General features: G+C 67.5%; 13 protein-coding genes. 1 reads left to right on the forward strand and 12 read right to left on the reverse strand.

The window, feature by feature from the left end:
- Nucleotides 1–107 precede the first annotated feature (107 nt).
- The 6 genes from ACFUEJ_RS00355 to ACFUEJ_RS00380 form a co-directional block, all read right to left on the reverse strand.
- Complete coding sequence (locus ACFUEJ_RS00355; RefSeq protein ID WP_388026899.1) at nucleotides 108–1,499, reverse strand: HNH endonuclease; 1,392 nt, start codon at nucleotides 1,497–1,499, stop codon at nucleotides 108–110.
- 217 nt (nucleotides 1,500–1,716) lie between these two features.
- Nucleotides 1,717–2,151, reverse strand: a complete 435-nt coding sequence (locus ACFUEJ_RS00360) for a nitroreductase family deazaflavin-dependent oxidoreductase (RefSeq protein ID WP_068971055.1) — start codon at nucleotides 2,149–2,151, stop codon at nucleotides 1,717–1,719.
- A gap of 175 nt (nucleotides 2,152–2,326) precedes the next feature.
- On the reverse strand, nucleotides 2,327–3,853 hold the full coding sequence (locus tag ACFUEJ_RS00365) for an NAD(P)(+) transhydrogenase (Re/Si-specific) subunit beta (protein ID WP_388027278.1): 1,527 nt from the start codon (nucleotides 3,851–3,853) through the stop codon (nucleotides 2,327–2,329).
- Between the two features lie 20 nt (nucleotides 3,854–3,873).
- Nucleotides 3,874–4,179, reverse strand: coding sequence for an NAD(P) transhydrogenase subunit alpha (locus ACFUEJ_RS00370; protein ID WP_058253806.1), 306 nt, complete (start codon nucleotides 4,177–4,179; stop codon nucleotides 3,874–3,876).
- Nucleotides 4,179–5,267 carry a Re/Si-specific NAD(P)(+) transhydrogenase subunit alpha gene (locus ACFUEJ_RS00375; protein WP_058253805.1) on the reverse strand — a complete coding sequence of 363 codons (1,089 nt, stop codon included), beginning with the start codon at nucleotides 5,265–5,267 and terminating at the stop codon, nucleotides 4,179–4,181. Before ACFUEJ_RS00375 ends, ACFUEJ_RS00370 begins: the two co-directional genes overlap by 1 nt.
- Before the next feature lie 352 nt (nucleotides 5,268–5,619).
- Entirely contained in the window at nucleotides 5,620–7,203 is a 1,584-nt protein-coding gene (locus tag ACFUEJ_RS00380; RefSeq protein ID WP_068971057.1) for a molybdopterin-dependent oxidoreductase, read from the reverse strand.
- Between the two features lie 140 nt (nucleotides 7,204–7,343).
- On the opposite strand from ACFUEJ_RS00380, the gene ACFUEJ_RS00385 reads away from it, so the two are divergent.
- Nucleotides 7,344–8,816, forward strand: coding sequence for an FAD-binding protein (locus ACFUEJ_RS00385; protein ID WP_226511829.1), 1,473 nt, complete (start codon nucleotides 7,344–7,346; stop codon nucleotides 8,814–8,816).
- Between the two features lie 86 nt (nucleotides 8,817–8,902).
- Here the strand turns inward: ACFUEJ_RS00385 and ACFUEJ_RS00390 are convergent, their stop codons facing one another.
- The 6 genes from ACFUEJ_RS00390 to ACFUEJ_RS00415 all read right to left on the reverse strand — a co-directional run bounded on the left by ACFUEJ_RS00390 (nucleotide 8,903) and on the right by ACFUEJ_RS00415 (nucleotide 14,139).
- Nucleotides 8,903–11,191: a heavy metal translocating P-type ATPase gene (locus tag ACFUEJ_RS00390; protein ID WP_388026903.1), complete on the reverse strand. Its 2,289-nt coding sequence runs from the start codon at nucleotides 11,189–11,191 to the stop codon at nucleotides 8,903–8,905.
- Nucleotides 11,188–11,370, reverse strand: coding sequence for a hypothetical protein (locus ACFUEJ_RS00395; RefSeq protein ID WP_068971060.1), 183 nt, complete (start codon nucleotides 11,368–11,370; stop codon nucleotides 11,188–11,190). The genes ACFUEJ_RS00390 and ACFUEJ_RS00395 overlap by 4 nt, the downstream gene beginning before the upstream one ends.
- A 2-nt stretch (nucleotides 11,371–11,372) precedes the next feature.
- The gene (locus ACFUEJ_RS00400) at nucleotides 11,373–11,579 is read right to left on the reverse strand and encodes a heavy-metal-associated domain-containing protein (protein WP_010843166.1); all 207 of its coding nucleotides are present in this window, start codon (nucleotides 11,577–11,579) and stop codon (nucleotides 11,373–11,375) included.
- Nucleotides 11,580–11,631: 52 nt separating this feature from the next.
- Nucleotides 11,632–11,925 carry a metal-sensitive transcriptional regulator gene (locus ACFUEJ_RS00405; protein WP_004020389.1) on the reverse strand — a complete coding sequence of 98 codons (294 nt, stop codon included), beginning with the start codon at nucleotides 11,923–11,925 and terminating at the stop codon, nucleotides 11,632–11,634.
- A 166-nt stretch (nucleotides 11,926–12,091) separates the two neighbouring features.
- Nucleotides 12,092–12,922, reverse strand: coding sequence for a hypothetical protein (locus ACFUEJ_RS00410; protein WP_068971061.1), 831 nt, complete (start codon nucleotides 12,920–12,922; stop codon nucleotides 12,092–12,094).
- 179 nt (nucleotides 12,923–13,101) lie between these two features.
- The gene (locus ACFUEJ_RS00415; RefSeq protein WP_388026907.1) at nucleotides 13,102–14,139 is read right to left on the reverse strand and encodes an alpha/beta hydrolase; all 1,038 of its coding nucleotides are present in this window, start codon (nucleotides 14,137–14,139) and stop codon (nucleotides 13,102–13,104) included.
- Nucleotides 14,140–14,156 lie beyond the last annotated feature (17 nt).

The following is a 14,156-nucleotide window of genomic DNA, read 5'->3' on the forward strand; positions in this document are numbered from 1 at the left end:
GGCGGCTCGTGCGAGTGTGTTGTGCAGGGATAGACATGCCTGCTCGTCAGAACTCATCGCGGGGCCGCGCATTCTGGCTTCAGAAGTAGCGCGACAACGATCGACGACTACGCCGCCGACATCGCGAGATCGACGCGAGAAGACCTGCTTTCCTTCCACTCCCAGACGGCGTAGAGCACCTCGGTGGTGTAACCCAAATCCATCCGGCCCCCACCGATCGGCACAGTCGCGTCGATACCTATGGCAGGGTTTGGTTGCCACCCCGACGGTTTCGACGTCGGCGGCGCCACCTCGATCTCGGCGCCGTCGGGTCGATGAAACGTGAACCGCTGCTTCCCATGCGCGGTGATCGCAAACTCGCCCCGATGCAACGACCGATGACACGACCCACACAACAAAATCAGATTGTCCGGATCCGTCCGCCCACCCGCCGACCAGAACACCACATGATGGGCATGCAGATGACGCGTCCGCCCACACCCCGGCACCTGACAACACCGATCCCGCACGAACAACGCCCGCACCAACGCCTTGTTCGGCGCCCGCTTCCGACGCCCCACCCCCAACAACGCCAGCTTGCCGAGTTGCCCGGGCACCCGGCGACTCGCCACATCCCGAGTCGACGCCCCGCACCGGGCTTCGTCCACCTCGGCCTCCGACAACGCCGGACCGTCATCGAGATGAGCCGACTCCACCCCGTCACCGGCATGAATCAGGATCTCCGCACCCGGCGCAAGACCGGGCATCGCGATCCCGTCATGCACCATGTCAGCCATCGCCACCACCGCCGGCGCCACATTCGACGGCACCTGCCGCCACAGATCCCGACGCCGCGACGGAACCACCTCCGAATCCTCTGCTTCTGAACCGGATTCAGTGTTCCGCGGAACACTCTCCACAGTGGGCAGATCCGGGTCATCGCAGGTCCGGGTGCGTTCATACTCCGCCCGCACCGTCCCAGCAAGGAACCGCGCACCATCCAACGGACTCAACGTCAATGACACCGACAACGACCCGTCATCGTTCCACTTCCACCGGCCCCTCGACTCCACCGGCGGCCGGCTTTCGTCTTCGACGCCCCGGTTGCGGTCGATCTGGCCCATCGCCCGCACCGCCCGATCCAACTGACTCGCCGTCGCCGACAACGCCAGATTCACCAACTCCTGCTCACGTTCAGGCGTGGCGACTCGCGTCAACGCGCGGACCTTCGAATACGTCAGCCGGCCTTCGCGAAACGCGGTGCGGATCGCCGGCAATTCTCGTAACGCTTTGGCGACCCTCAACTGCTCATGCGCCGTTCGCGGTGCTATGCCGGCCTTCCACGACAACCAGTGCGCCAGTGAATGAATCCCCGGCCCCCGCCACGACTCCCGCCCATCCAGTTCCGCTATCAGTTCAAGGAAGTTCGCTGTCAGCGCCGTGATCTGCGCGGCATACCCCAGCACCCGAGCCTCGAGCACCTCATCCGACAACGACTCAGGATCCGCACCATCGAACATCGACGACACATCTCCACCGGAACGAAAAGCACTGACCCCCACAGCAACCCCCAGAACCGAACGAGAAGTACAGCAACAAGATATCGCCGGGCACCGACAATCTTTCGGGACTCAATCCGAGGTCACCAGGGTTCCGCGGAACACTCTCGAGTTGCCCGTTGACCGCGCCGACCTGCTGGCGCGCCCAGCTCCTACCGCCCCCGTTTCGGACCATCGATCACGAACGCGCGACGAGCCTCACGAGCGGATACTCACGCGACGACTTCTTTTGATACTTCGCGTATCGCGGCTGCGCCTCGACCACCGTGTTCCACGCGATCTCCCGCTCAGCAGCGTCGAGTACGACCGGCGTCACCGGCACCGGGGCCTCCCCGTGCCGCTCGACCGACACGCCATCGGGATGGGCGGTCAGGTTGGCGAACCAGTCCGGATTCCGCTTGCCGCCGCCCGATGCGACGACCAGCCAGTCGTCGCCGTCGGGGAACCAGCTGAGTGGTGTCTCGCGCACGAGACCTGAGCGTCGACCGGTCGTGCGTAGAATGAGCATCTCCATCCCCCACATCGATCCGGACTTCTTGCGGATGCGGGCGACGGTGCGCTCGTTGGTCTTTCGCTGGTACCAGAGCGACAGGGACCGAAGTGACAGAGACATGTTTTCCTCCGTTGAGATCAGGCGATGCACCGACAGTACGACGATGGCGCAGCCGGCGGCTTCTCGATTCCTGCTCGATGGGTGTGCCCGGGCTGCGCAACAGCGCCGTGTGGGAAACGGCGAGGCCCCGGCAACCAGAACGGTTGCCGGGGCCTCGGGGAGAAACGTGAAAACGCTAGAGCGCCTTGAGTTCCTCGATGACGCTGTCGACGCTCTTCTTGGCGTCGCCGAAGAGCATGCTGGTGCCGTCGGCGAAGAACAGCGGGTTCTCGATGCCGGCGTAACCCGAACTCATCGACCGCTTGAGCACGATGGTCGATCGCGCCTCGTCGACGTTGAGGATCGGCATCCCGTGGATCGGGCTGCTCGGGTCGTTGCGCGCCGCGGGGTTGGTGACGTCGTTGGCGCCGATGACGATGGCAACGTCGGTCCGGCTGAACTCACCGTTGATGTCGTCCATTTCCTTCATCGAGTCGTACTCGACGTCGGCCTCGGCGAGCAGCACGTTCATGTGACCGGGCATGCGACCGGCGACCGGGTGGATCGCGTATTTGACCTCGACACCCTTGGCCTCCAACAGCTTCGCCATCTCCTTGACCGCGTGCTGGGCCTGCGCCACGGCCAGACCGTAACCCGGGACGACGATGACCTGGTTGGCGTACGCCATCTGGATCGCGGCGTCGGCAGCCGAGGTCGCCTTGACCGTGCCGCCGGCCGCACCCGGGCCGCCCGCGGCAGCAGCATCGCCGCCACCGAACGAACCGAACACGATCGCCGGGATCGACCGGTTCATCGCCTTGGCCATGAGGTTGGTCAGGATCGAACCCGAGGCGCCGACGATCATGCCGGCCACGATCAGAGCCGTGTTGTCCAGCGCGATACCCGCGGCCGCAGCCGACAGACCGGTCATCGCATTGAGCAGTGAGATGACCACCGGCATGTCCGCACCACCGATGGGGAACACCACGAACAGACCCATCACGCCCGCGGCGACCAGGACCCCGACCATCCACCAGACACTCGCGCCGCCACCGTTGGAGGCGTCGACACCGAGGTAGATCGCCAGCCCCAGCGCCACGATCAGCAGCACGATGTTGGCGGCCTGGAACAGCTTCGCGTTGGAGACGAAGGTCTTCTCCAGCCCCTTGGGCATGATCTCCTGCAGCTTCGCGAAGGCCACCAGCGATCCCCAGAACGAGACCGACCCGATGATCGCGGCGATCAGCGAACCGATCACCAGCGGCGACGCCGGTTCGACGTTGTGGAACGTCGAGAACCCGGAGGTCTCGATGAACTCGGCCCACGCGATCAGCGCAACGGTGCCACCACCGACGCCGTTGAACAGCGCCACCAGCTGCGGCATGGCCGTCATCTTGGTCTTGAGTGCGGGCGGGATTCCCAGCGCCACACCGAGAATCAGACCGACGGCGATGAGCACCCAGTTGATCGTGGGCACGCCCTCGGTGGAGTGCCCGTCGGAACCGACCGCCCCCTCGTTCCACACGTAGAGCAGCGTCGCGGCAACCGCCAGACCCATGCCCACGGCGGCGATCCAGTTGCCACGCACCGCGGTCTTCGGTCCGGTCAGACCCATCAGACCGTAGATGAACAGGGAGAACGAGACGATGTAGAGCGCGGTCACCAGGTAGCCGACGCCCTCACTCGGGGTGTGCGCGCCCGCCGCGAGCACCAGCTGTGACACAGAAGTCTCTGGGGAGCCGTTCACTTGGCCACCTCTTTCTTACCCTTGAACATGCCCAGCATCCGGTCGGTGACCGCGAAGCCACCGATGACGTTGAGCGTGCCGAACACCAGCGCGACGAACGCGATGATGCGCACACCCCAGCCGGCGTCGGCGGGCAACTTGCCCAGCACGACCAGTGCGCCCAACACGACGATGCCGTGAATGGCGTTGGTGCCCGACATCAACGGGGTGTGCAGGGTGTTGGGGACCTTGGAGATGACAGCGAAGCCGACGAACCCGGCGAGCACCAGGATCGCGAGATTCGCGAGAAGACCGGCATACATCAGGCAGACACCTCCTGCTCGGTACGGGTGACACACGCGGCCGCGACGACCTCGTCGTCGAAATCCGGTGTGATGGAGCCGTTGTCGTCGAGCATCAGCTCGATCAGCGCCAGCAGGTTCTTCGAGTACAGCTCGCTGGCATGCTCGGGCATCGTGGCAGGCAGGTTCAGCGGTGCGGCGATGGTGACGTCGTGTTTGACGACGGTCTGACCCGGCTCGGTCAGCTCGCAGTTTCCGCCGGTCTCACCGGCGAGGTCGACGACGACACTGCCCGGCTTCATACCCTCGACCGCAGCCGCGGTCACCAGGCGCGGAGCCGGACGACCCGGCACCAGCGCAGTGGTGATCACCACGTCGAAACCCTTGATCGCGTCTTCGAGGGCCTGCTGCTGCTGTGCTCGCTCGTCGTCGGTGAGCTCACGGGCGTACCCGCCCTCACCGGCGGCGTCGATGCCCAGATCGAGCCACTGCGCGCCGACCGAACGGACCTGCTCGGCGACCTCGGGACGCACGTCGTAACCGGTGGTCCGCGCACCCAGACGCTTGGCCGTGGCCAAGGCCTGCAGCCCGGCCACACCGACACCCAGGACCAGCACCGTCGCCGGCTTCACCGTGCCGGCCGCCGTGGTCAGCATCGGGAAGAACCGCGTCGACACATCCGCGGCCACCACGACCGACTTGTAACCTGCGACATTCGCCTGCGAACTCAGCGCGTCCATCACCTGGGCGCGCGAGATACGCGGAATGGCTTCCACCGCGTACGCCTCCACGCCTGCTTCCCGCAACGTGGCGATCTGATTGTCGGCGTTGCGCGGCGCGAGAAAGCCGATCAGCTTCTGCCCGCTCCGCAGCTTCGCGATCTCCGCATCCGACGGCGGCGACACCCTCAGGACCACATCGGACCCATATGGATCGCCGATCGTCGCACCGGCCTCGGTGTACGCCTCGTCGGGGATCAGGGCGCCGAGACCGGCCCCCGACTCCACCACGACGGGCACACCCTTGCCCACCAGCGCGGCGACGACCTTCGGGACCAGCGCCACCCGGCGCTCTCCCTCGGCCGTCTCGCGCACGACACCCACTGTCATCTATCTCACCTGTCTGGTCCGGCGCCATCGAGCAGCGCCGCGGTTCGGCGCCAGGACTCGGCGCGTCTTGTCAACGAGGTGACCCGCTTCCAGATCGTGCAGCTCCGCCATGTGTGGGCGCAGCGGACGACCTGACGCAGGTCACGAGGTGCTCGGATGGGACAGGATGGCTGTCACCCGGCTCACATAAAGGTGCGATGAACATAACATGCGCTCTCAGCGACAGCTCAGGTGAGTCAGATACCTCACTCCACCCTTGACGCTGCGGTTTTCGCCATTTCTGGACACATGTCTGTACAGGTGTCGTCCCGCCGGCCTGCTGAGTCTTTCCGGCCTCGGGCTCCGTACCGCCTCAGACGATGGTGTAGGTGCGGTCGTCGAGTCCGCTCGCGCCGTCGGGTGCCGGTGCCTGATAGCGCTCGATCTGCGGCTTGCCCTGCTTGTCGATCGCCCGGCACTCGAGGGTGTGGTTGCCCTTGGTCGCCTGCCAGGCGAACCGCCATTGCCGCCACGTGTCGATGCTGTACTCCGTCGTCAACTCCGCGGGTTGCCATGGCCCCTGGTCGACGCGCACCTCGACGCGCTCGACGCCCGTGTGCTGGGCCCATGCGGTGCCGGCCACGACGACCTCCCCGGCCGGATGCTCGGTGCCATCGGCCGGACGGTCGAAGCGCGACGCCATCTTGATCGGGCCGAGCGCTGACCACCCGCGGGTCGTCCAGTAGGCCTTGGCCTCGGAGAACCGCGTGATCTCCCAGTCGATGACCCATTTGGTCGCCGAGACGTACCCGTACAGTCCCGGCACCACCTGCCGGACCGGGTATCCGTGCTCGAGGGGAAGCGGCGAGCCGTTCATCCCGACGGCGAGAAGCGCGTCGCGCCCGTCGGTGACCGTCGAAATCGGAGTGCCGCAAGTCCATCCGTCCACGCTCGTGGACAGCAGCATGTCCGCCCCGGGCCTCACCCCGGCGAGGTCGAGGACCTCGCGCATCGGCACCCCCAGCCACTTGGCGTTGCCGACGAGATCGCCGCCGACCTCGTTCGACACGCAGGCGAGCGTGATGATCCGCTCGGTCATCGGCATGGCGAGCAGGTCATCCCAGGACAGGGTCACCTCACGGTCGACGTCACCGTGGATTCGCAGTCGCCACTCGTCGGTCGTGAGCGTCGGAACCTGCAACGCGGTGTCGATGCGGTAGAAGTCGGCGTTGCTGGTCATGAACGGGGTTGCACCCGAGAGCTCGAGCTGCGCACCGGCCGGGATCGGCGGCGCCTGGCTCGCCGCACGCGGCAATAGCACTCGGGCACGGTCGGCGACGACGCCCGCAGTGTCGGCGAGCACTCGCCGGGCCACGACACCGACGACCACCGCGGCGGCCGCGATACCGCCGGCGGTGAGCACGAAGCGGCGCGAGAAACCCGACCGCACAGCCGATGTGGGCTCGTCGCCCGCGGCGTCGGGATCCGCCTCGGGGGACTCCGCCCCCTTGGGACGTAGCTGCGCGATGAGGACGCGCAGCACGACGATCCCGACGACGCCGGCGATGATCGACGGCAGTGCGTGCGTCCAACCGGCATCGGGACGGTTGAGTGCGGCCAGCATCCCGACCACCCCGAAGGCTCCGATGATCACCGAGCCGAGCGGAGGTCGTCGTCGTTCGAGGTATCCGCATGCCGCCGCGAGTACCGCGATGATGATGCCCATCCCGATGAACAGTGCGAGCTTGTCGTTGACGCCGAACGTCTCGATGGCCCACTTGCGTACGGCCTCGGGCGAATGGTCGACGACCGACGATCCGACCGCGAAGTACGGGGAGGAGTCGGGCGAGATCGGGACGGCGGCCAGTTCGCCCGCGGCGAGAGCCGCGCCGACTGCGACCACGCCCGCCAGCGCAGGAGCCGGCGAGGATGCGTGACGCGTCGTGATGGAGGCCATATCCCTTGGTACCGGAGAACCCTGTGAATATGCCGTGCGTCTGATGGTCCGAGACCGGGCGGTGACCACCGACGGCACCCCGTCGACGAATCGTTACCAAGACTAGAACAGGTTCTAGTTTGTCCGCTAATCTGAGCGGCATGGCTACCAGCACCGAGATCCCCGAGACCGTCGCAGTCGATTCGGTGAGCGAGTTCTCCGACGAGGTCGACGTCGTCGTGATCGGATTCGGCATCGCCGGCGGATGCGCCGCCGCCGAGGCCGCTGCCAACGGCGCGCGTGTGCTGTTGCTCGAGCGCGCCGCCGCGCCCGGCGGCACCACCTCGCTCTCCGGTGGGTTCTTCTACCTCGGCGGCGGGACCGCGGTACAGCAGGCCACGGGCCAGGACGACTCCGTCGAAGAGATGGAGAAGTATCTCACCGCCGTGTCGATCGAACCCGAGGCCGACAAGATCCACGCCTACTGCGTCGACAGTGTGGACCACTTCAACTGGCTCGAAGGGCTCGGCTTCACCTTCGAGCGCAGCTTCTATCCGGAGAAGGCCGTGATCCAGCCCGGCACCGAGGGACTGATGTTCACCGGCAACGAGAAGGTCTGGCCGTTCAAGAACCAGGCCGTCCCCGCACCGCGCGGCCACAAGGTCCCGGTCCCCGGGGAGACCGGGGGCGCGAAGCTGGTCATCGATCTGCTCGTCACCCGCCTCGATGAGCTGGGTGCCGAGGTCCGGTATGAGACCGGCGCCCGCCAGTTGGTCGTCGACGAGCAGGGTGCGGTCGTCGGCGTGACGTGGAAGACGCCCGACGCCGAGGGCGTCATCCGCGCGGACTCGGTGATCATCGCCGCCGGCGGTTTCGTGATGAACCCCGACATGGTCGCCGAACACACCCCGCATCTCGCCGAGAAGCCGTTCGTGCTCGGCAACACCTACGACGACGGCCTCGGCCTGCGCATGGGCCGATCGGTCGGCGCCGCACTGAAATACATGGACAAGGCGTTCATCACCGCGCCGATCTACCCGCCCGCCAGCATGGTCATGGGCGTCATCGTGAACAAATTCGGCGAGCGGTTCGTCACCGAGGACTCCTACCATGCGCGGACATCGGGATTCGTTCTCGAGCAACCTGATTCGGTGGCTTATCTCATCGTCAACGAGTCGCACATGAACGAGAAGCAGAACTACCTGGTCCCGTTGATCGACGGCTGGGAGACCATCGAGGAGATGGAGCGGGACCTCGGCATCCCCGAGGGCAAGCTGCAGGCGACCATGGCCCGCTACAACGAGAACGCAGCGAAGAAGGAAGACCCCGACTTCCACAAGGCACCCGAGTTCCTCGAGCCCCAGGACACCGGACCGTGGGCGGCCTACGACCTGTCGCTCGGCAAGGCCATGTACGCCGGGTTCACCATGGGCGGTATGGCGACGTCACTCGACGGTGAGGTGCTCGACGAGTCGGGCACCGTCATCCGCGGGCTCTACGCCGCCGGGGCCAGCGCCACGAACATCGCACAGGACTGCAAGGGATACTGCAGCGGAACGCAATTGGGCGAGGGCTCGTACTTCGGCCGACGCGCCGGGCGGCACGCAGCGGCGCGGGTCGCCACCAGCGCCTGACGGCCGGGCACCCGATCGAAAACCGCCCGCCGGCGAACCATAGACGACGAAGAGTCGTCGGCGTCGCCGGCGAGGGCGGTTTCCGATCAGCGCCGCGGCGTGAACCCGCGGAGTCGCAGGCTGTTGCCGACGACGAACACCGACGAGAGCGCCATGGCCGCGCCGGCGATCATGGGATTCAGCATCCCCGCGGCGGCGAGAGGAATGGCCGCGACGTTGTACCCGAAGGCCCAGAACAGGTTTCCTTTGATGGTGCCGAGGGTTCGACGCGCCAGGGCGATGGCATCGGCCACCGCGCGCAGGTCACCGCTCACGATCGTCAGATCGCTGGCGGCCATCGCGACGTCGGTGCCGGTACCCATCGCGAGGCCGAGATCCGCCTGCGCAAGCGCCGCGGCGTCGTTGATCCCGTCCCCGACCATCGCCACCACGTGGCCCTGCTCCTGCAGTTCGGCGATCACCTCGAGCTTCCGCTTCGGACTGACCCCGGCGGTGACGTCGTCGATTCCGACACTCGAGGCCACGGCCCGGGCGGCGCCCTCGTTGTCGCCGGTGAGCAACATCGGAGTCAGACCCAGTCGCCGGAACTCGGAGATCGCCGCGGCCGACGAGGGTTTGACCTGGTCCGCCACCACGAGAACCGCGACGGGAACAGGTTGTCCGGCAGGCTCTTCGGAGGAATCCTCGGCGATCAGGACGACGACCGCGGTTGCGCCGTCGGATTCCGCGACGACCACCGCATCGTCGAGCGGCGGTGGCAGGGGCGCGTCGATCGTGTTCGGCGACACCACTGTCACGAACCGGTCGCCGACGATCCCGGCGACACCGGCGCCCTGCGTGGACACGAAATCTCGGACGCGGGAGTCGATGTGGTCGCGTCCCGCGTCGACGATGGCCGCCGCGATCGGGTGTTCCGATCCCGACTCCACCGATGCCGCCCAGCCCAGGACCTGTTCGCGCGCATAGCCGTCGGCCACGGTGATCCCGGACAGCGACATCTCACCCGTCGTCACGGTGCCGGTCTTGTCCAGCACGATCGTGTCGACGCGTCGCGTCGATTCCAACACCTCCGGGCCCTTCAGCAGGATGCCCAGCTGTGCCCCTCGCCCGGTACCGACCATCAGGGCCGTCGGAGTGGCGAGTCCGAGCGCGCACGGGCACGCGATGATGAGGACCGCGACGGCGGCGGTGAACGCGAAGGTCACATCGCCACCGGCGAAGTCGGTCGTGGACGCCACGCCGAGCCAGAAGCCCAGGGTCGCAAGCGAGATCGCGATCACGATCGGGACGAACACCGACGAGATCCGGTCGGCCAGTCGCTGGACGTCGGCCTTGCCCTCTTGCGCCGCCGTCACCATGCGGGCCATCTGGGCGAGCGCGGTGTCGGAACCGACAGCGGTCGCACGCACGACGAGCAGACCGCTGGTGTTGACGGTCGCGCCGACCACCGAGTCGCCGGAGGTGACCTCGACCGGTACGGATTCGCCGGACACCATCGACGCGTCGACCGCCGACGCACCGTCGACGACGACTCCGTCGGTGGCGATCTTCTCACCGGGCCGGACCACGAACTCGTCGCCGACCGCCAACTGCGCGATGGGGATTCGGGACTCGGCACCGTCGGACCGTCGGACGACGACGTCCTTGGCCCCAAGGTCCATCAGCGCGGCGAGTGCGTCACCGGCCCGCCGCTTGGCGCGCTTCTCGAAATAGCGGCCGGCCAGTAGGAAGGTCGTGACGCCGGCCGCGGCCTCGAGGTAGATGTGCGACGATCCGTCGGTCCGCTGGGGCAGCAGGTCGAATCCGTGGGTGAGCCCGGGCGTGCCCGCGGTGCCGAGGAACAGCGCGTACAGCGACCATCCGAACGCCGCGAGGGTGCCGACGGACACGAGGGTGTCCATCGTCGTGGCGCCGTGGCGCAGGTTGATCCACGCTGCGCGGTGGAACGGGTAGGCCCCCCACACGACGACCGGCGCGGCGAGCGTCAGGGACAACCACTGCCAGTACGTGAACTGGAGCGCCGGGATCATCGCGAGCGCGATCACCGGCACCGAGAGGATCGCGGAGACGATCAGGCGCTGCCGGAGACCGTCCAATTCGGGATCGCCGGACCCCGCTCCCGGGTGTTCCGGAGCGTAGGCCGACGAATCGGGCACGATCGGCGATGCGTCGTAGCCGGCCGCGCGGACCACCTCGACGAGGTCGCCGGGCGCCAGACCCGCAGGTACCTCGACGTGGGCACGTTCGGTCGCGTAGTTCACCGACGCGGTCACACCGTCGATCTTGTTGAGCTTGCGCTCGATGCGGTTGGCGCAGGACGCGCAGGTCATGCCGGTGATGTCGAGGTCGACCAGTTGTCCGGTACTCGCGGTCATGGGTGACCACCTTCATGCGGGTCGGATGTCGGTTCGCCGGTGACGACGCCGTGTGACGGTGCGTCGTGAGTCACCGGCTCCACGTCGGGGCCCCACGCACGCCCGACGCCGAACGCGATCACGAAGACCGCGATCAGCGCGACGACGTAGGCCAGGGGCCCGGTGGCAACGGATCTCATGGTCAGACCAGTGCGTAGCCGGCTTCGGTGACGGCGGCCGCGACCTCGTCTCGACCGAGTTCACGGTCGGCCGCGACCCGCACCGAGCCGTCGTCGACGGTGACCTCGACACTGGTCACGCCCGGCAGCGCCTCGATCTCCTCGCGAACGGACGCGGCACAGTGGCCGCAGGTCATGCCGGTGACGGTGTAGGTGCTGGTGGTGCTCATGCGGATACTCCTCGGATCGTCGAAGTCAACGGGGATGGATCAGGAAGGACGGTCAGGACTTGACCAGGCGGGTGATCGCGGCCATGGCCTCGTCGACCTTGGCCTTGCCGGCCTCGTCGCTCTCCTGCGCGGCATGCACGACGCAGTGAGCCATGTGCTCTTCGAGGAGCCCGAGGCTGACCGCTTGCAGCGCCTTGGTCATCGCCGACACCTGCGTCAGGATGTCGATGCAGTAGGTGTCTTCCTCCACCATCCGCTGCAGACCTCGCGCCTGACCTTCGATGCGCTTCAGGCGGCGCAGATAGTCGTCCTTCCGGCCGATGTAGCCGTGCTGGTGCTCGTCCATGATCTCTCCCGTCCGGATACCCCTCAAGGGTATGCCCGACCAGGTATACCACCGCCGACCCCGAAACGGTACCCCCCTACCGTATGTGGAAAGAACCCGTTGCGCTCGGAGCGAGCCCAACTACTGCTCCCTGAGAACCAGCGGTGTCGTGGTGTTTCGGATGCCCCTACGAGCGGAGTGCTGCGGCCAATTTCGCCAGGGCGGCAGCGACCTCGTCGAGCGCGTCCCCGATGGCGGCAACACGCGCCGCGTCGAATCCCGGAGCGGTGGGGTCGTCGGGCACGGCCGGGACGTTCCCCGGCGCGATGCCCGTCGTCTCCGAACCCGGGACACGGACCGACGGGCCGGCCGGGCCGCTGCCTGCCTGTCCGCCGAACGATCTGCCGGGGTCCGGCGCCGGCGAGTAGGCGACGGCGTAGCCGTCGGTCCGGTGGCGTCGGCCGTGGTAGTCCTCGGCGGCCAGCGGCTCGGCATTGGTCGACCGGCGTCCGCCGCGATACTCGTTCGGTTCGGGCTCGGCCGCCGGGTGTTGCGTCGGCAGGGCAGCCGGGTGCGAGTCGGGCAGGCGGTGCGAACCCATCCGTGACGAACCCATCTGCGGCGGCTGACGCAGCGGGTCGACGGCGTGATCAGGCGCGACGGTCTGCGGGTTGGAAGCGCTCGCGCCGGTCATCACCGACGGTGCGTGGCCGTTGCTGCGCGCATAGAAGTGCGGGCCGCCGTGCCCGGCGAAGAACACGCACCCGGCGCCCTCCGGGGACGGGACCGGGCACGGATTGCGTTCGATGAGCGACTGCGCGCGGTCGTCGAAGTCGTTCCACTCGAGCCACAACCGGCGGTCGTGCCGCGGGTGGGTGCTCGCGTCGGTGGCGTGATTACCCCGATGGCCGATCGCCAGACGGCATTGCAGCAACCAATCGGAGTCACCCGACAGCCCCAGCGCCGCGCGTTCGGTCGGCCGGCACACCACCGTCGACCAACAGCCTTCGCCGTTCATACGGACTCCCCTTCATGCCTTGCATCGCCGCGAGATCTTCGCGCGACCACACCCGTGTGGAGCGCACGGTCGTCTTCTCGTACCCGTCGGCTTCCTGCCGCCCGGTGGCAAGCCCCCCCGGCATGCGCTTCTGCGGTGGCCCTCCCCCGGTGGCCACGGTGTGGTGAAGATCCCGCGGGTCAGTGTACGAAGCGGGCCGGTCCGGTGCCACCCTCTTGGCCCCGCGCGTCCGAACCGAGGAACGCGAGGATCCTCGCGTTCACCTCGTCCGGCTGGTCGAGGTGCAGGAAATGGCCCGCCCCGGCGACGACCGCGGCCGCACTGCCCGCCGGCAACACCTCGCGGACCGTGTCCGCAAGACGCGACTGCATGCACCCGTCGTCTGCACCATGCAAATACAATGTGGGAGAACGTGGTTCGCCCAGCCAGTCGTTCCGCAACGCGGCGTACCGAGGATGGGTCCGCAGCCTGCGGAGTGCGCGGTAGTACCCGAGCGCAGCTGTCCGATGGGCACGTGTGGGCAGCGCCGCGAGCGCGTGGTCGACGTCCAGTCGGTGGTCGGACCGGACAGGAGTCGCCGCCGAATCGAGCAGCCAGCGGCGCCACAGGAGCGGGATGAGGCGGTCGAGAGTCCGTTCGGGCAACCACGGCAGCTGATTGAACGCGATGTACCAGCTCATCACCGCCTGACGCGCGAGCGTCTTGACGCCGTCGACCCCACCGCCGATCGAGCGCCGGACCGCCGGAACCGGCGGGACCGACATCGAGATCACCCGCGCGTACGGATTGTCGTCGCGGTGCGCCACCGCGTTCGCCGTCATCGCGCCCCAGTCGTGCCCGATCAGGACGGCGTCGGGGCCGGCTCCGACCGCGCGATGAACCGCCAGCGCATCGTAGGCCAGCGCCGCAACGTGAAAGTCGTTGTCCTCCGGTATCTCCGACGGTGCGTAACCGCGTGTGAACGGGGCGACCACGCGGTACCCGGCGCCGGCGAGTTCGGGCCCGAGGTGCCGCCACGTCCATGCCGAGTCGGGAAATCCGTGCAGGCACACGACCACCGGACCGGCCGCGGGACCCCACGCGAGCGCATGCAGGGTGATGTGTCCGAGCTCGAGGGTGATTCGTTCCGGGCCCCCGGGAACAGGGGCGCGGGAATCCGGGTCGTCGTGATCGGGGCCGCCCTCGGGCCCCGAACCGTCTGCGGAGATCTGGGTCATCGGGGTCAATCTATCTC

The organism is Gordonia sp. NPDC057258 (genome assembly GCF_042668985.1).
Taxonomy (GTDB): Bacteria; Actinomycetota; Actinomycetes; order Mycobacteriales; family Mycobacteriaceae; genus Gordonia; species Gordonia hongkongensis.

What these genes read in the sequence shown, in the direction of transcription:
- ACFUEJ_RS00370 (WP_058253806.1), bottom strand. Translation starts at nt 4,179, where the DNA reads ATGTATGCCGGTCTTCTCGCGAATCTCGCGATCCTGGTGCTCGCCGGG.
- ACFUEJ_RS00390 (WP_388026903.1), bottom strand. Translation starts at nt 11,191, where the DNA reads ATGACCGCGAGTACCGGACAACTGGTCGACCTCGACATCACCGGCATG.
- ACFUEJ_RS00355 (WP_388026899.1), bottom strand. Translation starts at nt 1,499, where the DNA reads ATGTTCGATGGTGCGGATCCTGAGTCGTTGTCGGATGAGGTGCTCGAG.
- ACFUEJ_RS00360 (WP_068971055.1), bottom strand. Translation starts at nt 2,151, where the DNA reads ATGTCTCTGTCACTTCGGTCCCTGTCGCTCTGGTACCAGCGAAAGACC.
- ACFUEJ_RS00410 (WP_068971061.1), bottom strand. Translation starts at nt 12,922, where the DNA reads ATGAACGGCGAAGGCTGTTGGTCGACGGTGGTGTGCCGGCCGACCGAA.
- ACFUEJ_RS00400 (WP_010843166.1), bottom strand. Translation starts at nt 11,579, where the DNA reads ATGAGCACCACCAGCACCTACACCGTCACCGGCATGACCTGCGGCCAC.
- ACFUEJ_RS00385 (WP_226511829.1), top strand. Translation starts at nt 7,344, where the DNA reads ATGGCTACCAGCACCGAGATCCCCGAGACCGTCGCAGTCGATTCGGTG.
- ACFUEJ_RS00405 (WP_004020389.1), bottom strand. Translation starts at nt 11,925, where the DNA reads ATGGACGAGCACCAGCACGGCTACATCGGCCGGAAGGACGACTATCTG.
- ACFUEJ_RS00375 (WP_058253805.1), bottom strand. Translation starts at nt 5,267, where the DNA reads ATGACAGTGGGTGTCGTGCGCGAGACGGCCGAGGGAGAGCGCCGGGTG.
- ACFUEJ_RS00415 (WP_388026907.1), bottom strand. Translation starts at nt 14,139, where the DNA reads ATGACCCAGATCTCCGCAGACGGTTCGGGGCCCGAGGGCGGCCCCGAT.
- ACFUEJ_RS00380 (WP_068971057.1), bottom strand. Translation starts at nt 7,203, where the DNA reads ATGGCCTCCATCACGACGCGTCACGCATCCTCGCCGGCTCCTGCGCTG.
- ACFUEJ_RS00395 (WP_068971060.1), bottom strand. Translation starts at nt 11,370, where the DNA reads ATGAGATCCGTTGCCACCGGGCCCCTGGCCTACGTCGTCGCGCTGATC.